The organism is Amycolatopsis sp. NBC_01286 (assembly GCF_035982555.1).
Lineage (GTDB): Bacteria > Actinomycetota > Actinomycetes > Mycobacteriales > Pseudonocardiaceae > Amycolatopsis.
This window is the reverse complement of record NZ_CP108428.1, coordinates 2156497-2179941: the sequence shown is the minus strand read 5'-3', so window position 1 is coordinate 2179941 and position 23445 is coordinate 2156497. Positions and strand designations below refer to the sequence as shown.

The following is a 23445-nucleotide window of genomic DNA, read 5'->3' as shown; positions in this document are numbered from 1 at the left end:
GCAAGTCGCCGGATTTCGGGAGTCCCGCCGGCCAACCCGGCCGCGTCACCCGTCAGGCCCCCGAAACTGTCGTACGTATGTTCTAAAATTGGCGTTGTACAGGGGAGATGCCGCTCGCAACCGCGGGTGGTGTGATGGAGGAAGGCAGGGCCATGGCCTACATCACCCTGCCCACATTCGTGGGCTACAGCGCCAGTTCCGGTCCGTCGCGGTCGTCGTTCGTGCGGCGCCAGCGGCGGTTGTACGAGGACCCGGCGCGAGCCGCGTTCAACTACTACCGGCGGGCGGCCAACGCCGTGCGGTCGGGACGCGCGGCGAACCAGGACGAAGTGGCGCTCCGGGCGCTCGTCAACGCGGCGGACGAACGGACGAAGCCGCACTACAGCGCCATCGCCGAGGGCTGGCTGCGCTACCTCGGCCGCAAGTCGCCCCGGCTCATCGAGGTCGGCCGCGGCCGGTGCCGGCTGGGCGACCTCGAGATCGGCGTCAGCCCGCAGATCGGGCTCCGCAAGAGCAACGGCCGGCGGTACGCGACCTGGCTGTACTTCAAGGAGGAACCGCTGACCAAGTCGTCGGCCCAGCTCGCGCTGTGGGTGCTGGAGCAGGCGATGCCGGACATCCTGCCGGGCGGTGAGGCGCTGGTCATCGACGTCCGCCGGGCGAAGGAGTTCCAGCTGACCCCACGCGACCGCGAACGGCTGCGGCCCTGGGCCCGCAGTGAGGCCTCGGCGTTCCTGACGCTCTGGGACGTCGCCTGAGACCGGGGGAGGCGCTGGGCTTGCTCGGCGCCTCCCTCACACGCGTCTTTCGGGGGTTCCGGGTGGCGGAGCCCCCGGCCGGGGCGAAGCCCCGGATATGACAGCATCGCCCCCGAGCTCAGGGGGGCGACGAATGAGACTTGTCGCGGGCAGGTACGCGATTTCGGCCGAACTGGGCCGGGGCGGAATGGGCGTCGTCTGGCGCGGCGAGGACCAGTTCCTCGGGCGGCCGGTGGCGCTGAAGGAGCTGGCCACGCCGCCGGGCGCGTCGCCGACGCACCTCGAGCGCGTCCTGCGCGAGGCCCGCACGGCGGGGCGGCTGAACCACCCCGGCGTCGTCACGGTGTACGACGTCGTCAGCGAACACGGCGCCACGTTCATCGTGATGGAGCTGGTGATCGCGCCGACGCTGGCCGACGTCGTCGGCCGCGAGGGGCCGCTGGCGAACGACCGCGTCGCCGCGCTCGGCCTGCAGGTGCTGAGCGCGCTGGAAAGTGCGCACGCGGCCGGGATCGTGCACCGGGACGTCAAGCCCAGCAACATCATGGTGCGGCCCGGCGACCGCGTGAAGCTGGCCGACTTCGGCATCGCGCGGGCGATGGACGACCCGGGCCTGACCCAGACCGGCGGCGTCATGGGCTCGCCCGGCTACATGCCGCCGGAGCTGTTCGCCGGCGCCGGGCCGTCACCGGCGTCCGACCTCTGGTCGCTCGGCGCGACGCTGTTCCACGCCGCCGAAGGCCGGGCGCCGTTCCAGCGCACGACAACGGCCGCGACGCTGCACGCGATCATGTACGACCGGCCGGTGCTCGAACGCTGCCGCGGCCCGCTCGCCGACGCCGTGCTCGGGCTGCTGACCCAGTCCACTTCGGACCGGTTGACCGCGGCCGGAACGCGGCGCCTGCTGGAATCCGCGCGCACCGGCACGCAGACCCGGGTCGTTGCGCAGACCCGGGTCGTGGAGCCGGCCGACCTGCCGACGACCGCCTTCCAGGCGGTACCCGCCACTGCGGACCGGAAGCGGCGGCTGCCGCTGGTGCTGACCGGGGTGGCGGTCGCGGTGATCGCCGCGCTCGGCGCGATCTTCCTGCTCAAGCCGGACAGCTCGACGCCGGTGGCCGCGGGCGCGCCGGGCCCCACGCCGACGTCGTCCGCGCCGCCGACGACCACAAAGCACAGCAGCAGCAAGAAACCCACGCCGTCCGCGAGTTCCACCGCGCCGTCGTCGACCGCGGGGAAGCCGGAGCCGGTCAAGGTGCCGCTGGTCCGCTTCCACCACCCGGAAGGCGGCCACTTCAGCGGGACGAAGAAGGTCGGCGCGCCGGCCGGCTTCACCAAGGAAGGCCTCTTCGGGGAGCTGGTCGCGTCGGCCGAGCCCGGCACGCGGAAGCTGTTCGCCTGCAAGGTGAAGGACAAGAAGGACTGGTTCACCTCGCCCGACCAGAGCGGCAAGTGCGAGGGCCAGCAGGCGCTCGGCCTGCTCGGCTACGTCTACGCGAACCCGCCGACGTGGTCCGGTTCGCGGGCGCTCTACCGCTGCAACGCGGGCGCGAGCCACTTCGACTCGCTGGACGCCGGCTGCGAGGGCAAGAAGAAGGAATTCCTGCTGGGCTACGTCGTCGTCTGAGCCGGCGCGCCTGTGCTCACGCTGCCTCCTCCCGCACGCTGAGCTGCGCAAACCGCGCTCTGCGAGGACGTCGGCGGTCGCGGACGAAGGCCCCCTGCACAAAGCCGGCCCGCGTGGTGACAACCTGACAGAACCCACCCGGTCGAGTGACACAGTTCGCGATGAGCGGACGAGGACTGGACAAACCGGAGGCCGAACACGAAGCTTTCGCGTGTTCTTTCGTGCCTGGCCAAGTCAGAGGTCGAAAAGTGAATGCAGCCTGGGAAGCCGTCTCCCGCGTCGCCGACGAGCCCGCCTGGTACTGGGTGTACGACAAGCTGGCGTTCTTGCCGAGCACCTACGCCCACGCCTGGCCCGGGTTCCGCGAGCCGGCGCCGTCGCGCACGTGGGACCTGTCGCCCGGCGACCTGGACCGCGGGTCGGCGGAGTTCCGCCTCGGCCCGTACGCGGTCGACGAGCACCAGGTCGCGAGCATCGCGCTGGCCGCGTTCCGCGAGGTCTGCGGCCCGGACGACTGGCTGTGGGCGCTGCACTGGCAGCACCAGTCCTACCGCGTCCGCCCGCACCGGATGACCCCGGGCGCGCGCTGGCCGGTGCCGGTGTTCCCGCGCGCGGACTACCACCTGTTCCTGGCCCCGGACTTCTCCTACGGCACCCTCGGCCACCCGTGGGAGCGCACGCTCTGCGTCTTCGGCGAGCCCCTGGTCTCGGCGTTCGAGCGGCTCGGCGAAGGCGCGCTGGGCAACGTCCTGCGCCGCGACGGGAAGCCGTCCGCGCTGGCCCGCTGAGCCCGGCATCTGCGCTGGTTGATCTCTTGCTACCGTTGTGCAGGTGTTCGAATACCACGGCTGGGTGACCATCCAGGCGACCGCGAGCGGCGATGACGACGCGGCGCTCCTGGAGCGCCTGGTCGACCGCGTGCACCGCGCCATCCGCGACGCGGGCGACTTCGACCTGGTCGACCTCCGCTGGAGCGCGGGCATGCCGATGCTCCACTTCGGCGGCTTCGACAAACACGGCGGCGAGCTGGCCCCGGACCTCCTGGAGATGTTCACCAGGGTCGGCGAACTGGCCGCGGGCTCGTACGGCCTGCTCCACGTCTGGGACGACCAGGACACCGAGCACGACAACGACTTCCGCGTCTACCGCATGGCCCGAGGGCAAGTGACGGAGCGCGAAGACCCACACCTGACCCCGGTGGCCCCAACAGTCCTGGACGTCTACGAGCTGTAGCCGCCGTCCCCGGCCAGCGCCACCCCCGGCACCAGCGCGATCCCCGGCACCAGCGCCGTCCCCGGCACCAGCGCCGTCCCCGGCACCAGCGCCGTCCCCGGCACCAGCGCCGCCGCCGGATCCGCTTGTACGGCGCCGTTGTCCACAGGCCCGCTCGAATGTGGACAAGTCCGCCGGATCCCGTCTCGTCCCCCGGCTTTGTCGGCGGCCCCCGATACGCTGGAAGCGGGGCCGCCCCCCAGGGCGGGTGGGGGCTGCTTACGCGCGCGGGGGTTGTGTAGCCGCCTCGCAATGCGGGCTGAGTAGTACTGCTCAAGACACCCGCGGCCCTGTGGCGAGACCGTGGTGACATGACCAAGTCCGGTTCGTCCGCCGCGTCACCCACCACCACCGCGTTCTACGCGCAGGCCGCCCTCTCCTTCGGGCTCGCCCTGGCCGCCGTCACCGGCGGGATCGTGTACCTGCCCGTCAACGGCTGGGTTCGCGGGTTCCTCGCCCTCGGCATGCTCTACCTGGTCACCTCGGCCTTCACCCTCGCCAAGTGCGTGCGGGACAGACAGGACGAGACCTCCGTCGTCTCCCGCGTCGACCAGGCGCGGCTCGACAAGCTGCTCGCCGAGCACGATCCCTACAAGACCACCGTGTGACGGGGAACGGCCACCCTCGCGAAAAGAGGGTGGCCGTCCGAGACCTCAGTGGCGCGGCACCCGCGGCCGGCCGCCCGGCTCCTGCTTCGGCGGCTTCTGGCCGGTGCCCGGGAACGTCGGCGCCGGCAGGTTCGCCGCCTCGTAGCGCGACAGCGTCAGCGGGCCCGACGTGTCCGGCAGCACCGGCGGCTGGGCCTTGTGGTCGTTGAAGCGGAACGCGGACGTCATGTCCCCGAAGGTGCGACGGCGCCACTGCGAGATGTTCGGCTCCGCCACGCCCGTCACCTTCTCCAGGAACTGCAGCGTCGACGTGTGGTCGAAGTTCTCGCTGCACACCCAGCCGCCCGCGGTCCAGGGCGAGATGACGATCGCCGGGACGCGGTAGCCCGCGCCGACCGGGAGGCCGTTGCCCGGGGTGCCGCCGGGGGAGGTCTTGGTGACGAACTCGCCCGGCGTGCCCGCGGGCGGCGTCGGCGGGACGACGTGGTCGAACAGGCCGTCGTTCTCGTCGTAGTTGAGGATGAAGACCGTCTTGGCCCAGACTTCCGGGTTCGCCGCGATCGCGTCGATCTTCGACGCGACGAACGCCGCGCCCTCGGCCGGCGTGTACTGCGGGTGCTCCGACGCCGTCGAGGTGCAGATGATCCAGGAGACCGTCGGCAGCTTGTCGTTGCGCGCGTCGTACTCGAACTGCCCTTCGGGGCGGTGCGTGAGGCCGTTGACCGCCAGCGGCGAGTCGGCGGGCGCGTTCTTGAAGTTCGCGAAGTTCTCCAGCATGTTGCAGCCGTAGGTGTCGGTTTGCTCGTACACCTTCCAGCTGACGCCGGCCGCCTGCAGCCGCTCCGCGTACGTCGTCCAGGTGTAGCCGCCGGCCGGGGCCTTGTTGTCGAGGATGGGGCCGCCGTGCTCGCCGTCCGGGTCGATCGTGCCGGTCATCCACATCATCCGGTTCGGCCAGGTCGGGCCGAACACCGAGCAGTGGTAGCTGTCGCAGATGGTGAACGCCTCGGCCAGCGCGAACTGGAACGGCAGGTCCGCGCGGGTGTGGTAGCCCATCACGTACGGGCCGTTCTTGCCGTCGGCCTTGCGGTGCGCCGGCAGCCAGCTGTCCATCTTGCCGCCGTTCCAGGCGTCGTGCTGGACCTGCCAGGCGTGCGACGTCGACGGGATCTTCTGCGCGTTGGTCGCGTGCGTGTCGAGGTGGAACGGCAGCGCGTAGCCCGCCGGGTTCTCGGCGTCCGGCTGGTAGAACACCGGCTTGCCGTTCGGCAGCCGCGCGGCGTGCGGGTCGCCGAACCCGCGGACGCCCGACAGCGTGCCGAAGTAGTGGTCGAACGAGCGGTTCTCCTGCATCAGCAGCACGACGTGCTCGATGTCGCGCAGCGAGCCGTGCTTCGGGGCGCCCTGGGCGAGCGCGCGCTGGACGTTCGGGGGCATCAGGGTGGCCGCGGCCGCGGTGGCGGCGACCCCGGCAGCAGATCCGAGAAGACGGCGACGAGTCAGTTCGGTCATGGCTGACACCTTCGTTTCCCGGTTGTCACCCGAAAAGGTGGCAACCGGGAACGCGAGCGGAACACGAAGTGAAAACAGCTGCCGAACCGGCACGAACCAGGTCAGAAAGCAACGTCCGAGCACTGGTAGAACGCGTTGGCCGTGTCGGCGATGTCCCAGACGGCGAGGATCATGTGCCGCCCGCTCTTGCCGGACGGCAGCTTGCCGCTGTGCGACACCGAGCTGCCGGGCCGCTGGCCGTTGAAGGGCACGGTCAGGAACGGCGTGGTGTCCAGCTGCGCCCGGGTGAGCGGCGCCGAGGGGTTCCAGCCGTTCTTGGTGACGAAGTACCGGAACGACGTCGTCGCGTGGGACGCGGTCAGCGTCCACTTGAACGTGTAGGTCGCCCCGCTGGTGAGCTTCGTGGTCGGCCAGGTGCCGCCGCGCTGGTCGTCGAGTTCGGCGAAGCGCGAGACACCGGCGGAGCAGAGCTTCCCGTCGGCGGGGCCGCCGCTGGGGAAGTTCTTCGGGCCTTCGGTGCTCTGCGGTTCGTACTGGATGGCGCCGCAGTTCGTGACGGCGCCGGTGCTGCACTTGTACGCCCGGCTGGGCGGGGTGGTGGTGTAGCCGTGGCCCCAGGCGACACCGGTGAACAGGAGCGGAAGGGCGAGAGCGGCTGCGACGGCGAGGACGAGCTTCTTGACCATGTGACTCCTCTCACAACAGGTACCCCAGAAGTGTGAAGAATTCACGGCAATGGTTCAGACCACTGTCCGGCCGAACTTCGCGGGCCGGGTACTGGTGCCATTGGTCCAGACAATGGACCGAAAGACGCAAGGAGTAGCACCCAGCGGAACACCAGCCAGGCTGGGAGTCCGGCGAAGGCGCCGTGGGGGTCCGGGGGCTCGGCCTCCCGGGTGAAACGGCGAAGGGCCTGTGTCGACGCTTTCTGTCGACACAGGCCCTTCGGAACCTGAGCGGATGACGGGATTCGAACCCGCGACCCTCACCTTGGCAAGGTGATGCGCTACCAGCTGCGCTACATCCGCGTACAGCGTCCTTGCGGCTGCTGTGAGGTGAACTCTATACCCTGCTCGAATTGCTCCGATGAGCGGGTCCCCCGGTGCCCTGACCCGGTGCTTCGGTGTCACAGCTGGCGTACAAGGGGTGACGACGGCTGATTCCCTCCGTATGGTGTCCCCATTCGACCGAATGGGGAGACCTTCGGGGAGGAGGTGCCGGGCCGGATGACCGAGCTGGGCACTGTGCCGCCACCAGCGGCCTCGGAATCCGACGAGCAAGCGCTGCTGCATCGACTTCGAAACGGCGAGGACGCCGCGTTCGGGGAGCTGTTCGAGCTGCACGCCGCCGCCGTCCGGAGACTCGCGCAGAGCCTGGCGTCCGACCGGTCCGAGGCCGAGGACATCACCGCGGAGACGTTCTTCCGCGTGCTGCAGGCTCTGCGCCGCGGCTCCGGTCCCCGGGACTACGTCCGCGCCTACCTGCTCACCGTCGCCCGCCGGGTGTCGTGGGAGTGGCACGGCGCCCGCCGCGACGTCCCGGTCTCCGACGACGAGCTGAACTTCCGCGCCGGCGCCGGGGCGGACACCCACGCCCGCACCGCCGAGCACACGCTGATCACGACGGCGTTCACCAGCCTGCCCGAGCGCTGGCGGACCGTGCTGTGGCAGACCGAGGTCGAGGGCGAGCAGCCCGCCATGGTCGCCACCCACTTCGGGCTGAGCGCCAACGCCACCGCGGCGCTGGCCCGCCGGGCCCGCCAGGGGCTGCGCGCGGCCTACCTGCAGGCCCACCTTTCGGTGAACCGCGGGCCGGACTCGTGCCGCGCGGTCGTCGAGAAGCTCGGCGGCTTCACCGCGGGCAGCGTCACCGGGGCCGAGGCCGAGCGGATCAAGGCGCACCTGCACGGCTGCCCGTCGTGTCGCGCCACCCAGGACGAACTGCGCGACGTCTGCTCGTCGCTGCGCGCGCACGCCGGTGTGCTGGTGCTGCTCGTGCCGGCCGCTGGTGCGGCGGTCAGCGGCAGCGGTGTGCTGGCCGGGCTCGGCGCCACCGTCAAGGGCGTCCTGGTCGGCTCGAAGGTCAAGATCGGGCTCGCGCTGGCGTCGACCGCGGCCGTGGGCGCCGTCGGCGTCGCCGCCGGGCCGGTGCTGTTCGGCTCGACGCCGGTGCAGGACGTCGGGCTGACCGGCGGCGCGCCGGAGCTCGTGGTCGCGCCGCCGAGCGAGACGCACCAGCAGCCACCACCCCAGCCGCAGCAGGACCCGCGGATCGGCATCGGCGTGCTCAACGGCCGCGGCACCGGGATCACCGTCCCGGGCCGGGCGGCCCGCAGCACCGGGCACCGGCAGCTCGGCGCGAACGAGGTGCCGAGCGTCCCGGGCGGCGACGCGCCGGGCGACACCACCTCCGGGGACACCGGCAACGGGACCGGCGGGCTCGTCGCCCCGCGCGACGACGAGGAAGCCCCCTCGACGTTCAGCGCGCCCGACCACTCCTCGACGTCGCCGCGGCTCGACACGGAGACGCCGAGCCCGGACATGACCATCACCGAGTCGAGTGACCCCGACGAGCCGGAGAGCGCCGACGTACCCGAGCTGTCGCCGACCGGCCGCCCGACGGGTTCGCCGACCGTGACGACCAAGCCGGAGCCCTCCGGTGACGACTCCGCGACCGCGGAACCCTCGACCTCGGTGACGCCGACGTCGGGGAAGCCGTGCCCGAGCAGCAGCACCGAAGTCACCGATTCGGGCGAATCGTCGGATTCGACGGCGTTCGCATCGTCGGGCTCCTGAACAGCGGTGATCAACTCCGCGTGGCGGGATGTCCGATTCCGCTCTCGCGCGGGTGCGGCCGCGCAAGGTACCGTTGTGCTGCTCATCTTGCGGGCGGCCCGGGAGGCTACTGAATGAACCGGCTGGTGCGCGGCGAAGACGGCCGCGACTGGGTGGTCCGTGCCCAGATGGAATGGCGGGCCCCGGCCACGGCCGACGACTTCGAGCACGACGTCGCGGGCAGCTACGGCCCCGGCATCGCGATGATCGTCGTGACCGCGCTGCTGGCCGTGATCCTCGTGGTCTGGACGCCTGACCAGGTCAGCGTGCCGGCGTGGGTGCTGCTCGCACTGCTGCTGATCATGCTGTTCTTCCCCCTGCGGTGGATCCTGCGCCGGCCGTGGACGGTCGTCGCGGAGACCGAGGGCGACATGACCGGCGATCGGCCGTCCGAGCGCTGGGTCGGCACCATCCGCGGCATGTTCACCGTGCAGGGCGAGGTCAAGAAGATCTCCAAGACCATCCAGCGGCACTCGCTGCCGGACTTCGACGGGCCGCTGCACCCGGTCGAGTAGCCGGTACCGGTTTGCGGCCGAAAGGGTGAGACTGGGGGCATGCCCGAGCTACCCGAGGTCGAAGCGCTGGCCCACTTCCTGCGGGAGAACGCGGTCGGCCGGACGATCTTCCGGATCGATGTCGCATCGTTGAGCGTGCTGAAGACGGCCACGCCGCCGTGGACCGACCTGCACGGCCGCGAGATCACGGGCGCGACCCGGCACGGCAAGCACCTCGACGTCGTCGCCGGCGACCTGCACCTGGTCGTCCACCTGGCCCGCGCGGGCTGGCTGCGCTGGTCGGACGGGCTGGCCGCGACCCCGCTCAAGCCGGGCAAGGGCCCGATCTCGCTGCGCGTGCACCTCGATGCCGCCACCGGGCCGGGGTTCGACCTGACCGAGGCCGGCACGAAGAAGGGCCTCGCGGTGTGGATCGTCAAGGACCCGCAGGAGATCGCGAGCGTCGCCCGCCTCGGCCCGGACGCGCTGGCGCTGGACGCCACCCAGCTGCGGGAGCTGTTCGCCGGGAGGAACACCCGGCTGAAGTGGGCGCTGACCGACCAGTCGCTGCTCGCCGGCATCGGCAACGCCTACTCCGACGAGATCATGCACCGCGCGAAGCTTTCGCCGTACGCCACGATCGGCAAGCTCGACGAAGGCGCGCTGGAGGTCCTCGCCGAGGCGATCCACGAGATCGAGTCCGACGCCGTCGAGCGCTCGGTCGGCCAGAAGGCGGCGCGGCTCAAGGGCGAGAAGCGGTCGGGCCTGCGCGTGCACGCCCGCACCGGGCTGCCGTGCCCGGTCTGCGGCGACACGATCCGCGAGATCTCCTTCGCCGACAAGTCGTTCCAGTACTGCCCGACCTGCCAGACCGGCGGCAAGCCGCTGGCCGACCGCCGGATGTCCCGCCTGCTGAAGTAGCGCCGGCGGCACGTGACACGTGTGGTCACGGCGTCACGGTCCGGATTCCCCCGTTCGGCCGCACGTGCTGCGCCACCGCGCGTGCGACCTCGGCGGCCCGTCGGCCGGTGCCCGCCGAAAGGGCGTTCTTCCTGGTCATATCCCCGGATGTGGTGGAACAAGACGCCGCGTCCGCGTGTTGCGCACGGTGACCGGGGTGGCCGTTGCCCGACTCTTAGTAGGGTCGTTCCCACCCTCGGTCGTCACGTTTGAACAGAAAGTGGGATCAGGCCTTGCACCCGGTTGGTCGAGCGCAGAGCATGGACGCCGTGTCCGGGTTTCCGCTTGCGCAGATCGTTCCGTGGGGCCTCGCGGTGCTGCTCGGCATCGCGGTGATCGTGCTGCTGTTCAAGCAGCGGAAGCCGGCCAGCGTCGTCGAGGACGCCATGCTGCAGGCGGTCCACCGGATGTCGAAAGCCGCGCCGAACCTCCGCTCGGGCCTGGACGAGGACGCCGCCGACAAGATCACCACCCAGCTGCTGCAGATGCTCGACTGCGTCGCCGTCGGCATCACCGACAGCGAGGGCACGCTGCTGTCGTGGGACGGCGAGGCGAACGAGCACTACGTCGACCTCGTCGACGCGATCAGCGCGGCCATCCGCAAGCACCGCCGGGAGGTCGTCGCGCACGACCGGATGCCCTGCAACCACCGCGGCACCTGCCGGATGAAGACCGCCGTGATCGTGCCGCTGCTGGTGGAGGGCGAGACCGAGGCGGCGCTGATCGTCGTCGGCCGGACCCGCGGGCGGCTGGTGCAGATGGCCGACGCCGTCGCGCAGTTCGTCTGCACGCAGTTCGAGCTGTCCCGGCTCGACGAGTCGAAGCAGCAGCTGCAGCAGGCCGAGATCAAGGCGCTGCGCGCGCAGATCTCACCGCACTTTGTCTACAACGCGCTGAACACCATCTCCGCGCTGATCCGCACGGATCCCGAAGAGGCGCGAGAGCTGCTTCAGGACTTCGCCGACTTCACGCGCTACTCATTCCGTTCGTCGGGCATGTTCACCTCGCTCGCCGAGGAGCTGCGCAACATCGACCGCTACCTGACCATCGAGAACGCCCGCTTCGGCGGCCGGCTCGAGGTGCGGATGAAGATCGCGCCCGAGGTGCTCAGCGTGGTCGTGCCGTTCCTGATCATCCAGCCGCTGGTCGAGAACGCGGTCAAGCACGGCCTGGCCAGCAAGCCCAGCGGCGGCTGCGTCACGGTGATCGCGCAGGACTACGGCACCGAGGCGCTGATCAGCGTCGAGGACGACGGCATCGGCATGGACCCGCGGCGGCTGAAGGATGTCAAGAACGCGCACAGCGCCGGCGCCCACGTCGGGCTCGGCAACATCAGCCAGCGGATGCAGCAGGTGTTCGGCAGCGACTACGCGGTGATGGTCGAGACGGCGCCCGGCGCCGGCATGAAGGTGACGCTGCGGGTGCCGAAGTTCGTCCCCGGCGTCCGCCCGAACATGCCGGACTACAGCTCCGACAACGACAGCGCCGACGTCCCGTCGCAGGGCGTTCCGGCCCAGCTCAACGGCGCCGAGGCGAACGGCGTCAACGGCACCCGGTCCGGCATCCTCCCCATGGGCTGAATCCGGCTAGCCTGGCCTTATGAGCGTTACGGACAAGCTGGCTTCGCGGATCCCGGGTCTGGCCGACCGGGTCGAGCGCAAGGACGTCGTGGCCGTGGTGAAGCTGCACGGGGTGATCACGCCGTCGCCGTCGCCGCTGGCCAGGGGCGCGATCAACCTCAACGCGGTCGAGTCCGCGCTGACCAGGGCGTTCGGCCACGAGCGGCTCAAGGCCGTCGCGCTGCTGATCAACTCGCCGGGCGGCGCGCCGACGCAGTCCGGCTTGGTCGCCGAGCGGATCCGGCAGCTGGCCGACGAGAAGGGCGTGCCGGTCCTGGCGTTCTGCGAGGACGTCGCCGCTTCCGGCGGCTACTGGCTGGCCTGCGCGGCCGACGAGATCTACGCGCACCGGACGTCGATGGTGGGCTCGATCGGCGTGATCAGCGGCGGCTTCGGCTTCACCGGGCTGCTGGAACGCTTCGGCATCGAGCGCCGGCTGCACACGGCGGGCGCGAACAAGTCGCGCCTCGACCCGTTCTCGCCGGAGAAGCCCGAAGACGTCGAGTGGCTGAAGAAGATGCACACCCAGCTCCACGACCTGTTCGTCAGCTGGGTGAAGGACCGCCGCGGCGACCGCCTGACCGACACGGAGGACCTCTTCACCGGTGACGTCTGGCTCGGCGCGAAGGCCGTCGAGCTGGGCCTGATCGACGGCCTCGGCAGCCTCCGCCAGATCATCACCGAGCGCTACCCGGAAGCCGACATCTCGGTAGCCGAACCGAAGCGCCCCCTGCTGGCCAGGCTCGGCATCGGCGCCCCGGCCGCCGCATCCGCGGTGCTCGACGCCGTGACCCAGAAGGCGGCCTGGTCCCGCTTCGGTCTCTGAACGAGCTTCAGCTCATCGGTCTCGGGCGTCGGAAGGCTCGGTGGCCGCGGCGCGTGCTGGCGCACCTGCCGCACGACGTGGCGGCGATGGCCCTTCTCGAAGAGTTTCCGTGGGTGGACGTCCTGCCCGAGGCGGAGCAGGCGCAGTTCGTCCACGACTTCGCGCGCGCCTTTCAGGCTTCCGCGGAGCTCGGGCAGTGGTCGGTCCTCGCGCAGGCGATCACGGAGTGGCGCAGCACCGCCGCCATTCACGCCGATCCGGTACTCGCCGGCAAGCTCAGCGGCCCGATCGAGGAGGACTTCGGTCCCGTCCCGGGCCTCACGGACGTCTGAGCGATGCCTAGGCGGCGAAGGCTGGGAAACCCTCTGTCAGTCCGCGAAGTCCACCACGCGGCAGGTATGGATCGGCCTCGCCGAACGCCCACCGCTCCGGACATTCCGGCGCACCGGCGCAAGTCGAAGGGCGCCTCCGCCACGCGTGAGAAGGCCGCCTGGTCCCGCTTCGGTCTCTGACCCCCTCCCTCGACGGCTCTTGTGGCCGTCGAGGTCTGGTCCCCTAAGTGAATCGGCGCTAGGCTATGTGAATCAGCGCTAGGGGACCGGACCGCAAAGGAGCGGCGGATGCACCTCACGCAGACCCTTCACCAGGCCGTGCAGCAAGGGCCGGACCGGCCGATGACCGAGTTCGGCGAGCGGGTCCGGACCGTCGGCGAGGTCGCCGGGCGCGTGGCCCGGTTCGCCGGGGCGCTCAAGGAGCTCGGTGTCGGCGCCGGTGACCGCGTCGGGATCCTCGCCCTCAACTCCGATCGCTACCACGAGTACCTCCTGGCGACGCCGTGGGCGAACGCCGTGCTCAACCCGATCAACATCCGCTGGAGCCCGGCGGAGATCGCCTACTCGCTCACCGAATCCGACACGCGCGTGCTGCTCGTCGACGACGCCTTCGTCCCGATGGTGCCGAAGCTGCGCGAAGCCGGCGTGACCACGGTCGTCCACATCGGCGAGACGCCGACGCCGGACGGGATGCTGAGCTACGAGGACCTCGTCGCCGGCGCCGATCCGGTCGACGACGCGCGTCGCGGAGGCGACGACCTGCTCGGCGTCTACTACACCGGCGGCACCACGGGCACACCCAAGGGCGTCATGCTCAGCCACCGCAACCTGCTGACGTCGGCGCTGGGCAGCCTCGCCACCGGCCGGTTCCTCACCGCCCGCGGCAAGCTGCTGCACGCCGCGCCGATGTTCCACCTGGCCGACGGCGCGGCCTGGGCGGCCGGCCAGCTCGTCGGCGCCACGCACGTGATCGTCCCGATGTTCACCCCGGCCGGGGTGCTCGAGGCGATCAGCGGCCGGGGCGTCACGGACACGCTGCTGGTGCCGACGATGATCCAGCTGCTCGTCGACCACCCGGACGTCGCGAGGCACGACCTGACGTCGATGAAGCACGTCGTCTACGGCGCTTCGCCGATCTCCGAAGCCGTGCTCGACCGCGCCCGGAAAGTCTTCCCCGGTGCGGGTTTCGTGCAGGCGTACGGCATGACGGAACTTTCGCCGGTCGCGACGCTGCTGTCCGCCGAGGACCACGACGACCCGGCGCTGCGCCGGGCCGCCGGGCGGGCCGCGCCGCACGCCGAGGTGCGGATCGTCGACGTCGACGACGCAGAGGTGCCGCGCGGCGGCGTCGGCGAGATCGTCTGCCGCGGCGACCACGTGATGCTCGGCTACTGGAACCGGCCGGAGGAGACGGCGACCGCGTTGCGCGGCGGCTGGATGCACACCGGCGACGGCGGTTACATGGACGAGCGCGGCTACGTCTTCGTCGTCGACCGGATCAAGGACATGATCGTGTCCGGCGGCGAGAACGTGTACTCGGCCGAGGTGGAGAACGCGCTCGCGAAGCACCCGTCCGTCGCCGCGTGCGCGGTGATCGGCGTGCCGGACGAGCGGTGGGGCGAGCGGGTGCACGCCGTCGTCGTGCTGCTCGACGGCCGGGAGGCGACCGGCGACGAGCTGCGCGACTTCTGCCGCGAGGCGATCGCGGGCTACAAGGTGCCGCGCACGTTCGAGTTCACCGACGCCCTCCCGATGTCCGGCGCGGGCAAGATCCTCAAGCGCGAGCTGCGCAAGCGCCACTGGACCGACGGCGACCGCGGGGTCCACTGAGTTGTCCGCACCCGCCCGCGGCACCCGGCCGCGCAACCGCCGCGCGCTGATCGTGGCCGCGGCCGCCGAGCTGTTCGTCCGCCGCGGCTACCCGCACGTCGCGATAGGCGACATCGCCGACGCCGTCGCGATCGGCCCGTCGGCGCTGTACCGGCACTTCCGCGGCAAGCAGGAACTGCTCGCCGCGGTGGTCGAAGACGCTTTGACCGCGCTCGCCGTCACCGACTTCGCCGACCTGGCGGCCGGTGCGCTCGACCGGCGCGACGTCGGGGTCCTGTGGCAACGCGAGTCCCGCCACCTCGAACCGGCCGAGCGTCACCGCGTCGGCGAGCCGTTGCGGCGGCTGGCCGGGCAGCTCACCGGGCAGCTGCGCGACCGGCGCCGGGAGCTGACCGCCGACCAGGCCGGGCTGCTGGCCTGGTCGGTGCTCGCGGTGCTGGTCAGCGTCTCCTTCCAGCGCGTCGACCTGCCGCGCCCGGCCTACGACGAGCTGATGACATCGCTGGCCGGCGCGGTCGCCGCCGCCGATCTCCCGGACCTGGGGGAACGCACGGCCGCCCCGGTCGTCGAGCCGGCGAACCGGCGGGCGCTGCTGCTGACGACCGCGACCCGGCTCTTCGCCGAGCGCGGCTTCCACAGCGTGGCCATCGAGGAGGTCGGCGCGGCGGCCGGGATCACCGGGCCGAGCGTCTACCACCACTTCGAGAGCAAGGCCGAGCTGCTGATGACGGCCCTGCGCACCGGGGCCGACGCACTCGGCGACGGCTTGCGGACGGCGTCGTTGCCCGCCCTGCTGCGGTCGTACGCCGGGTACTCACTGGCCCACCACGACGTCGTCGACCTGCTGATCACCGAGGTCGGGCTGCTGCCGGAACCCGAGCGGCACGAGCTGCGCCGCACTCAGCGCGAGTACGTCGAGGCGTGGGTCCGGCTGCTGCTCGACGGCCACCCGGACCTCGGCGCGGACCCGGCGCGCGTGCGGGTCCAAGCCGCGCTCACGGTGGTCAACGACGTCGCCCGCACACCGCACCTGCGCACGCTGCCGGGCGTTGAAGACGCTCTCGGCGTCGTCGGATCGGCCCTGTTGGAACTGTCCGTTTCGAGTACTTCAGGGCAGACTTTGTGACCTGTATCACTCTTGCTTCGTAACGCCCCTGGCGATCACTCCGCCCGGGGAGGTCTCCTCGTCACGGGCTTTGTTGTGACCCGCAACAAATCCGGTTCGACGAGGAGGTCGTCCCCGATGCCTCACCTCTCCCGCACCTCGACACGGTTGGCCCTCGGCGCCCTGGCCGGCGCCGCGCTCATCGCCATCCCGCTCACCTTGCCCGCGTCGGCGTCCATCCCGCCACCGGAGTCCGGCTGGACGACGGTGTTCGCCGACGACTTCACCGGCGGCTCCGGCGCCTTGCCATCCGGTTCGAACTGGATCATCGACACCGGCCACGCCTACCCCGGCGGCCCCGGCAACTGGGGCACCGGCGAGATCCAGAACTACACGTCGAGCACGTCCAACCTCGCCCTCGACGGCTCCGGCAACCTCCGCATCACGCCGTTGCGCGACGGCGCGGGCAACTGGACGTCCGGGCGGATCGAAACCCAGCGCACCGACTTCAAGCCGCCGGCGGGCGGGGTGATGCGGATCGAGAGCCGCATCCAGATGCCGAACGTCACCGGCGCCGCCGCGCTCGGCTACTGGCCGGCCTTCTGGGCCCTCGGCGGCCCGTACCGCGGCAACTGGTGGAACTGGCCCGCCATCGGCGAGTTCGACATCATGGAGAACGTCAACGGGATCAACTCCGTCTGGGGAGTCATGCACTGCGGCGTCAACCCCGGCGGCCCCTGCAACGAGACCACCGGCATCGTCAACAACCGGGCCTGCCCGGGCGCGACGTGCCAGGCCGGCTTCCACACCTACCGCTTCGAATGGGACGCGAGCGTCAGCCCTCAGGTGTTTCGCTGGTTCGTCGACGGGCAGCAGTTCCACTCGGTCAGCCAGAACCAGGTCGACGCCACGACCTGGGCCAACATGACGAGCCACGCCGGCTACTTCGTGCTGCTGAACGTCGCCATCGGCGGCGCGTTCCCCAACAACAACTCCGGCACCACGACGCCGGGCGCGGGGATCGTGCCGGGGCACCCGATGGTCGTCGACTACGTCACCGTGAGCACCCGCGGCTCCGGCGGTGGCGGCACGACCACCCCGACGACCCCGCCGACCACGACCACGACGCCGCCGTCCGGTGGGAGCAGCGCGTACAGCACCATCCAGGCCGAGTCGTACAGCCAGCAGAACGGCCTGGCCAAGCAGACGACCACCGACACCGGCGGCGGCCAGAACATCGGCCCGGCGGGCAACGGCGACTGGGCGCTCTACAGCGGCGTTGATTTTGGGAGCAGCGCGGCGACGAACTTCCAGGCGCGCGTGGCGTCCGGTGCCGCGAACGGGGTCAGCGGATTGGTGGAAGTCCGGCTGGACAGCTTGTCCAACGCACCGGTCGGGAGCTTCGCTGTCGGCAGCACGGGCGGTTGGCAGACCTGGCGGACGGTGCCGGCGAACACCAGCGCCGTGACGGGCGTGCACAACGTGTACCTGACGTTCACGAGCGGCCAGCCCGCCGACTTCGTGAACCTCAACTGGTTCACCTTCGTGCATTGATTACGAGCACCCGCGGGCGGCGCCACCGCCCGCGGGTGCCTCTCACTTCAGGCGGACGGGGGCTGGACATTGCACTCGGCAATGGGCAGGATGCGTTTCACTGTGAGTGCTCACGATGACACCCGGAAGCTCGTGGTCCTGGCTGTGGACGACGAGCCTCGAGGTCTGGACGAACTCGTCCACTGCCTGCGCAACAGCCCGCACGTGGCGAAGGTGTTCCCGGCGATCGACGCGTCGGAGGCACTGAGGCTGCTGTCGACCGACGACCCGAGGCTACGCGAGCGCAAGGAGCGCGGCCTGCCGATCGTCGACGCCGTCTTCGCGGACATCGACATGCCCGGGTTGTCCGGGATGGAGATGTCGCGGGTGTTCGCCGCGCTCCGGCCCTCGCCCGCGCTGGTGTTCGTCACCGGGCACGCCGAAGAGGCCGTCAACGCCTTCGACCTCGGCGCGCTCGACTACGTGCTCAAGCCGTACCAGCAGGACCGCCTCGACCGCGCGATCACGCGCGTCATCGAAAAGCTGGCCTCGGCCGCGGCGCCGGCCGCCGGTGCCGTCGGCGGCGAGCCCGGCGTCAAGAACGACGACGAGGTCATCCCGGTCGAGCTGGCCGGCACCACCAAGCTCATCCCGCGTTCCTCGGTCCGCTGGGTCGAGGCCCAGGGCGACTACGCGCGGTTGTTCACCACCGAAGGCAGCCACCTGGTCCGCATCCCGCTGGCGCAGCTCGAGGAGCGCTGGGAGAAGGCCGGGTTCGTCCGGATCCACCGGTCGTTCCTGGTCGCGCTGCCGCTCATCACCGAGCTGCGGATGGGCCAGGGCGGCTACCAGGTCGTGATCGGCAACGAGGAGAAGGTGCTGCCGGTCAGCCGGCGGCACACCCGGGCCCTGAAGGACCGGCTGGTCGGTTCGGGCCGGAACGGCTGAGCCGGGACCGGGCATGACCGAAGACTTCTACGACCGCCGCGCGAACGGCGTGCGCGAGCCCGATCCGACGCTCGGCCGGCGCCCGCAGCGGCCGCTGCCGCAGCCGACCGAGCAGGCCGTCGTCGAGCCGTTGCCACCGGCGCCGGACGAGCCGGCGAAGCACGAGCAGCACGCGAAACCCAAGCGCGAACGCGTGATCCTCAGCGACCCGAAGCGCGGCGCCGGCACCCTGCGGGCCCGCGTCGAGCTGGAGGAACAGACCAGCTGGGGGAAGCTGCTCGTCCGGGACCACCTGGTGAAGGTGCAGCTGCGGACGGCGTTGCTGCTGTCCCTGCTGGTCGTCGTGGTGTTCGGCTCGCTGCCGGTGCTGTTCTACCTGCTCCCCGGGTTCTCCCGGCTGAGCCTGGCCGGCATCCCGGTGGCGTGGCTGATCCTCGGCGTGCTGCCGTTCCCGTTCCTGTTCGGCGTCGGCCTCTGGTACAACCGGCTGGCCGAGCGCAACGAGCGCGCCTTCGTGGACATGATCGAAAACTAGTTTCGCGCCTCCCCGTGCGAGGATTCCTCCGTGCAGCTGAACCCGTGGGCGTTGACCGGCATCGTGCTGGTCGCCGTGGTGACGTTCTACCTCGGTCACCGCTCTTCGCGGTCCGCCACGAGCACGCACGACTTCCTGGTCGCGCGGCGCACCGTGCGGTCGCGGCGCAACGCGGCCGCCATCTCCGGTGAGTACCTGTCCGCGGCGTCGTTCCTCGGCATCGCCGGCATCGTGCTCAAGGAGGGCGCCGACGCGCTGTGGTTCCCGATCGGCTTCACCGCCGGTTACCTCGCGCTGATGCTCTTCGTCGCCGCGCCGCTGCGGCGCTCCGGCGCGTACACGCTGCCGGACTTCCTCGAGATGCGGCTCGGCTCGATCGGCCTGCGCCGGTTCTCCACTGCGTTCGTCGTGTTCATCGGGATCCTCTACATGGTCCCGCAGCTGCAGGGCGCCGGGCTGACGCTCGCGACGATCCTGCCGGTGCCGGCCTGGGCGGGCGCGGTCGTCGTGATGGTCCTGGTGGCGTTCAACGTGATCGCCGGCGGGATGCGCGCGATCACCGTCGTCCAGGCGTTCCAGTACTGGCTCAAGCTGTTCGCGATCTCGGTGCCCGCGTTCGTGCTGTGCATGGTGTTCTTCTCCGGCGGCGGCCCGGACGGCTTCCGCCCGCTCGGCACGGCCGCCCCGCCGGTGTTCACCACCGACACCACGGTGGACGTCCAGACCGACGTCACCCTGCACGTCACCTCCGACACGTTCCTCTACGCGTACGGCTTCGCGGACAACGGCCCGGCCGCCGGGCCGACGCACTGGACCCCGCTGGCCCCGCACACGGTCGCCGAAGGCACCAAGCTGAAGTTCCTGGCCGGCACGCCGGTGCCGGTGGTCGCCGACGCCGTCGCCGACAACGGGAACTGGCTGCACCCGGGGTCGGGCAGCCTGACCGACCTGCTCCAGACGTACTCGCTGATGTTCGCGACGTTCCTCGGCACCATGGGCCTGCCGCACGTGCTGGTCCGCTTCTACACCAACCCCGACGGCAAGGCCGCGCGCCGGACCACCGTGCACGTCCTGCTGCTGCTCGGCCTGTTCTACCTGTTCCCGACGCTGCTGGGCGCGCTGTCCCGGATGTACGTGCCGGAGCTGCTGGTCACCGGCAAGACGGACGCGGCGATCCTGCGGCTGCCCTCGGCGATGCTGCCGGGCGTCAGCGGCCAGATCCTCGGCGCGGTCACCGCGGCCGGCGCGTTCGCGGCGTTCCTGTCCAGCACGTCCGGGCTGCTGGTGAGCGTGGCCGGCGTGGTGTCGACGGACCTGCTGCCCGGCCGGGTGCGCGACTTCCGCGTGGCGACCGTGCTGGTCGCGCTGTTCCCGGTCGCCCTGGCCGTGCTGTTGCGGCCGGAGGACCTCTCGCTGTCGGTGGGGATGACGTTCGCGCTCGCGGCGTCGACGTTCAGCCCGCTGCTCGTGCTGGGCATCTGGTGGCGCAAGCTGTCCTGGCCCGGTGCGCTGGCCGGGATGTTCGTCGGCGGTGGCCTGGTGCTGGCCGCGCTGGTCGTCAACATCGTGAGCGGCTACACCGGGGGCTGGGCGCCGTGGTTCGCCGCCCAGCCGGCGCTGATCACCGTGCCGGTCGCGTTCGTCACGACGTACCTCGTCAGCCGCGTCACGGGCTACGGTCGCCCGGACCACGTGCACGACATCATGCTGCGCCTACACGCTCCGGACCCGCTCGGCTTCATGCACGACCGCGCTGTCGCCCGATTCGGTCAAGCCGAGGAGAAGACCCGGGTCGCCGGTCGGGGACGGCACCGCAAGTAATTCGCTGACTCGCCGTGAGAACGCATTACCCGATCGAGTGATCACCCGTCCGCTAAACGGACATCCCACACGAATCTCAAGCGGATTTTCTACAGAAGGTCAAGCGCCCGATTGGGGGCTTACCAACCACGCCGTTAACTCTTTACGGTCCGTTGGCTTCAAACAGTACGGACAGTACGAAAAAACGGGAAAGGTGGAGATCTTCTGTGAGCAGCACCGAGGAAGACGTCGGTGGCGCGGAGTCGCAGACCGAGTGGGAGAGGATCCAGGAAAGCCCCGAGTTCACCGGCCTGCGCCGGCGGTTGCGCGTCTTCGTGTTCCCGATGACGGCGTTGTTCCTGCTCTGGTACCTGCTCTACGTCCTGCTCGCCGACTACGCGCACGGGTTCATGAGCACCAGGTTGTCCGGCAACATCACCGTCGGGCTGGTCTTCGGCCTGCTGCAGTTCGTGTCGACGTTCGTCATCACGGGGCTGTACGTGCGCTACGCCAACCGGAAGCTCGACCCGGTGGCCGACGAGATCCGCGCGAGCATCGAAGGAGACCCCGGCCGATGAACCTCGCCGCGGGCGTGGAGGGTTCCAACTCCACCCTCAACATCATCATCTTCCTGGTCTTCGTCGCGATCACGCTGGTGATCGTGTTCCGGGCCAGCCGCAACACCAAGACGGCGTCCGACTACTACGCCGCCGGGCGAGCGTTCACCGGCCCGCAGAACGGCATCGCGATTTCCGGTGACTATCTTTCGGCGGCGTCGTTCCTCGGCATCGCGGGCGCGATCGCGGTCAACGGCTACGACGGCTTCCTCTATTCGATCGGCTTCCTGGTCGCTTGGCTCGTCGCGCTGCTGCTGGTCGCGGAACTGCTGCGCAACACCGGCAAGTTCACGATGGGCGACGTGCTCGCGTTCCGGATGAAACAACGTCCGGTGCGCGCCGCGGCGGCCGTCTCGACGCTGGCCGTTTCGTTCTTCTACCTGCTCGCGCAGATGGCGGGCGCGGGTGGTCTGGTCAACCTGCTGCTCGGCATCGACAGCGAGCTCGGGCAGGACCTGGTGATCGCCGTGGTCGGCGTGATCATGATCCTGTACGTCTTGATCGGCGGCATGAAGGGCACCACCTGGGTGCAGATCATCAAGGCCGCGCTGCTGATCGTCGGCGCGTTCGCGATGACGCTGTGGGTGCTGGGGAAGTACGGCTTCAACCTGTCCGACCTGTTCCAGGCCGCCGTCGACAAGGGCGGCAAGGGCGGCGCGGCGCTGCTCGACCCGGGCAAGCAGTACGGCAAGACCGGCACGACCAAGCTGGACTTCCTGTCGCTCGGCGTCGCGCTGGTGCTGGGCACCGCGGGCCTGCCACACGTCCTGATGCGCTTCTACACGGTCCCTACGGCCAAGGACGCCCGGCGCTCGGTGGTCTGGGCCATCGTGCTGATCGGCATCTTCTACCTGTTCACGCTGGTGCTGGGCTACGGCGCCGGCGCGATCGTCGGGCCGGAGAAGATCGCGAAGGCCCCGGGCACGACGAACTCCGCGGCGCCGCTGCTGGCGCTGGAGCTGGGCGGCCCGGTGCTGCTCGGGTTCATCTCCGCCGTCGCGTTCGCCACGATCCTCGCGGTGGTGGCGGGCCTGACGATCACGGCGTCGGCGTCCTTCGCGCACGACGTCTACGCCAGCGTGGTGAAGCGGGGCAAGCCGTCGCCGGGCTCGGAGGTGCGCGTCGCGCGGATCACCGCGCTGGTGATCGGCGCGGTCGCGATCGTCGGCGGCATCCTGGCGAAGACGCAGAACGTGGCGTTCCTCGTGGCCCTGGCGTTCGCGGTGGCGGCGTCGGCGAACCTGCCGACGATCCTCTACTCGCTGTTCTGGAAGCGGTTCAACACCCAGGGCGCGCTGTGGTCGATCTACGGCGGCCTGCTGGTGACGATCGTGCTGATCGTGTTCTCACCGGCGGTCTCCGGGAAGCCGGTGGACGCCAAGACGGGCAAGAGCGCGTCGATGATCCAGGGCGTCGACTTCCACTGGTTCCCGCTCGACAACCCGGGGCTGTTCTCGATCCCGATCGCGTTCTTCCTCGGCTGGCTCGGCACGGTCCTGTCGAAGGAGCACAACAAGAAGAAGTACGCCGAGATGGAGGTACGGGCCCTGACGGGCGCGGGCGCCGAAAAAGCCGTCTCGCACTAGCTCCAAGTCAGGAAGGGGGCCTTCCGCACTGGCGTGCGGAAGGCCCCCTTCGCCGTGTCGCCCCGCCAATCACGCGAGATCCGCCCCCAATCACGCGAGATCCGCCCCCAATCACGCGAGATCCGGCTCCGATCACGCGAGATCCGCCGTCAATCACGCGAGATCCGGGTTCCGGCACCCGGATCCGGCCGCGCTTTCCAGCACGAACGGCCCGTTCGCGCCTCTTCCGTCGCGAACGGACCGTTCGTACGCACACCTCACACGCGGGCAACGCCCTGACATGGCAGCATGGTCAACGTGGTGAGCCCCGCTGAACTGCCGACCGCCGAGGTCCGCGACCTGCCCCAAGACGGTCTCGTGCTGCTTGACGTCCGCGAGGACGACGAGTGGGCCGCCGGGCACGCGCCCGGCGCCGTGCACATCCCGATGGGGGAGCTCCCGGCCCGCGTCGGCGAGCTGACCGACCTGCCCGACGACCAGCCGATCCACGTGATCTGCCGCAGCGGCGGCCGGTCCGCCCGCGCGGCGGCGTGGCTGAACCAGAGCGGCTGGGACGCGGTGAACGTCGCCGGCGGCATGGGCGCGTGGCACCGCGAAGGGCGGCCGATGGTCGGCGAGCACCCCGGCATCGATCCCGAAGTGATCTAGC

Annotated in this window: 23 protein-coding genes and 1 tRNA gene; 20 read left to right on the top strand and 4 right to left on the bottom strand. The window is 70.4% G+C overall.

Annotation, left to right across the window (positions count from 1 at the left end):
* The first annotated feature begins 134 nt into the window (after positions 1–134).
* The 4 genes from OG570_RS10615 (at position 135) to OG570_RS10600 (ending at position 3618) form a co-directional block, all read left to right on the top strand.
* Complete coding sequence (locus tag OG570_RS10615; RefSeq protein ID WP_442788262.1) at positions 135–758, top strand: hypothetical protein; 624 nt, start codon at positions 135–137, stop codon at positions 756–758.
* Positions 759–891: 133 nt separating this feature from the next.
* On the top strand, positions 892–2385 hold the full coding sequence (locus OG570_RS10610; protein ID WP_326956389.1) for a serine/threonine-protein kinase: 1494 nt from the start codon (positions 892–894) through the stop codon (positions 2383–2385).
* Positions 2386–2633: 248 nt separating this feature from the next.
* Positions 2634–3173: a DUF2716 domain-containing protein gene (locus tag OG570_RS10605; RefSeq protein WP_326956388.1), complete on the top strand. Its 540-nt coding sequence runs from the start codon at positions 2634–2636 to the stop codon at positions 3171–3173.
* 43 nt (positions 3174–3216) lie between these two features.
* Positions 3217–3618, top strand: a complete 402-nt coding sequence (locus OG570_RS10600; RefSeq protein ID WP_247059795.1) for an immunity 7 family protein — start codon at positions 3217–3219, stop codon at positions 3616–3618.
* Here OG570_RS10600 and OG570_RS10595 read toward each other — a convergent pair.
* Positions 3606–3764, bottom strand: coding sequence for a hypothetical protein (locus OG570_RS10595; protein WP_326956387.1), 159 nt, complete (start codon positions 3762–3764; stop codon positions 3606–3608). The two genes, OG570_RS10600 and OG570_RS10595, sit on opposite strands and share 13 nt — an antisense overlap.
* A 204-nt stretch (positions 3765–3968) precedes the next feature.
* Here OG570_RS10595 and OG570_RS10590 point away from each other — a divergent pair, with 204 nt between their 5' ends.
* On the top strand, positions 3969–4265 hold the full coding sequence (locus OG570_RS10590) for a YiaA/YiaB family inner membrane protein (protein WP_247059797.1): 297 nt from the start codon (positions 3969–3971) through the stop codon (positions 4263–4265).
* Positions 4266–4310: 45 nt separating this feature from the next.
* Here the strand turns inward: OG570_RS10590 and OG570_RS10585 are convergent, their stop codons facing one another.
* The 3 genes from OG570_RS10585 to OG570_RS10575 all read right to left on the bottom strand — a co-directional run bounded on the left by OG570_RS10585 (position 4311) and on the right by OG570_RS10575 (position 6805).
* Positions 4311–5777, bottom strand: a complete 1467-nt coding sequence (locus OG570_RS10585; RefSeq protein WP_326956386.1) for a phosphocholine-specific phospholipase C — start codon at positions 5775–5777, stop codon at positions 4311–4313.
* Positions 5778–5878: 101 nt separating this feature from the next.
* Entirely contained in the window at positions 5879–6463 is a 585-nt protein-coding gene (locus tag OG570_RS10580; RefSeq protein ID WP_326945528.1) for a lytic polysaccharide monooxygenase auxiliary activity family 9 protein, read from the bottom strand.
* Positions 6464–6732: 269 nt separating this feature from the next.
* Positions 6733–6805, bottom strand: a tRNA-Gly gene (locus OG570_RS10575).
* Between the two features lie 198 nt (positions 6806–7003).
* Between OG570_RS10575 and OG570_RS10570 the strand changes: the two genes are divergently transcribed.
* From OG570_RS10570 to OG570_RS10500, 15 genes are all read left to right on the top strand, one after another.
* Positions 7004–8572 (top strand): sigma-70 family RNA polymerase sigma factor, encoded by a 1569-nt coding sequence (locus tag OG570_RS10570; RefSeq protein ID WP_326956385.1) that lies wholly within the window; start codon positions 7004–7006, stop codon positions 8570–8572.
* A 113-nt stretch (positions 8573–8685) separates the two neighbouring features.
* Positions 8686–9126 (top strand): DUF983 domain-containing protein, encoded by a 441-nt coding sequence (locus tag OG570_RS10565; RefSeq protein WP_326945530.1) that lies wholly within the window; start codon positions 8686–8688, stop codon positions 9124–9126.
* A gap of 39 nt (positions 9127–9165) precedes the next feature.
* Entirely contained in the window at positions 9166–10026 is an 861-nt protein-coding gene (locus OG570_RS10560; protein ID WP_326956384.1) for an Fpg/Nei family DNA glycosylase, read from the top strand.
* 299 nt (positions 10027–10325) lie between these two features.
* Entirely contained in the window at positions 10326–11645 is a 1320-nt protein-coding gene (locus tag OG570_RS10555; protein ID WP_247059804.1) for a histidine kinase, read from the top strand.
* 19 nt (positions 11646–11664) lie between these two features.
* A complete protein-coding gene (locus OG570_RS10550; protein ID WP_247059805.1) occupies positions 11665–12510 on the top strand; it encodes a S49 family peptidase in 846 nt (281 codons plus the stop codon).
* Positions 12511–12563: 53 nt separating this feature from the next.
* Entirely contained in the window at positions 12564–12842 is a 279-nt protein-coding gene (locus tag OG570_RS10545) for a hypothetical protein (RefSeq protein WP_326956383.1), read from the top strand.
* A gap of 231 nt (positions 12843–13073) precedes the next feature.
* Entirely contained in the window at positions 13074–14672 is a 1599-nt protein-coding gene (locus OG570_RS10540; protein ID WP_326959969.1) for a long-chain-fatty-acid--CoA ligase, read from the top strand.
* Between the two features lies 1 nt (position 14673).
* A complete protein-coding gene (locus OG570_RS10535) occupies positions 14674–15798 on the top strand; it encodes a TetR/AcrR family transcriptional regulator (protein ID WP_326956382.1) in 1125 nt (374 codons plus the stop codon).
* A gap of 117 nt (positions 15799–15915) precedes the next feature.
* Positions 15916–17331 (top strand): glycoside hydrolase family 16 protein, encoded by a 1416-nt coding sequence (locus OG570_RS10530; protein ID WP_326956381.1) that lies wholly within the window; start codon positions 15916–15918, stop codon positions 17329–17331.
* A gap of 90 nt (positions 17332–17421) precedes the next feature.
* Positions 17422–18258: a LytR/AlgR family response regulator transcription factor gene (locus OG570_RS10525; RefSeq protein ID WP_326945536.1), complete on the top strand. Its 837-nt coding sequence runs from the start codon at positions 17422–17424 to the stop codon at positions 18256–18258.
* A gap of 13 nt (positions 18259–18271) precedes the next feature.
* Positions 18272–18793, top strand: coding sequence for a hypothetical protein (locus OG570_RS10520; RefSeq protein ID WP_326945537.1), 522 nt, complete (start codon positions 18272–18274; stop codon positions 18791–18793).
* 30 nt (positions 18794–18823) lie between these two features.
* Positions 18824–20614, top strand: coding sequence for a sodium/solute symporter (locus tag OG570_RS10515; RefSeq protein ID WP_326956380.1), 1791 nt, complete (start codon positions 18824–18826; stop codon positions 20612–20614).
* Between the two features lie 206 nt (positions 20615–20820).
* Complete coding sequence (locus OG570_RS10510; RefSeq protein WP_247059816.1) at positions 20821–21171, top strand: DUF485 domain-containing protein; 351 nt, start codon at positions 20821–20823, stop codon at positions 21169–21171.
* Positions 21168–22796: a solute symporter family protein gene (locus OG570_RS10505; RefSeq protein WP_326945539.1), complete on the top strand. Its 1629-nt coding sequence runs from the start codon at positions 21168–21170 to the stop codon at positions 22794–22796. Before OG570_RS10510 ends, OG570_RS10505 begins: the two co-directional genes overlap by 4 nt.
* Before the next feature lie 288 nt (positions 22797–23084).
* Positions 23085–23444: a rhodanese-like domain-containing protein gene (locus OG570_RS10500; RefSeq protein ID WP_247059818.1), complete on the top strand. Its 360-nt coding sequence runs from the start codon at positions 23085–23087 to the stop codon at positions 23442–23444.
* The last annotated feature ends 1 nt before the right edge of the window (position 23445 follow it).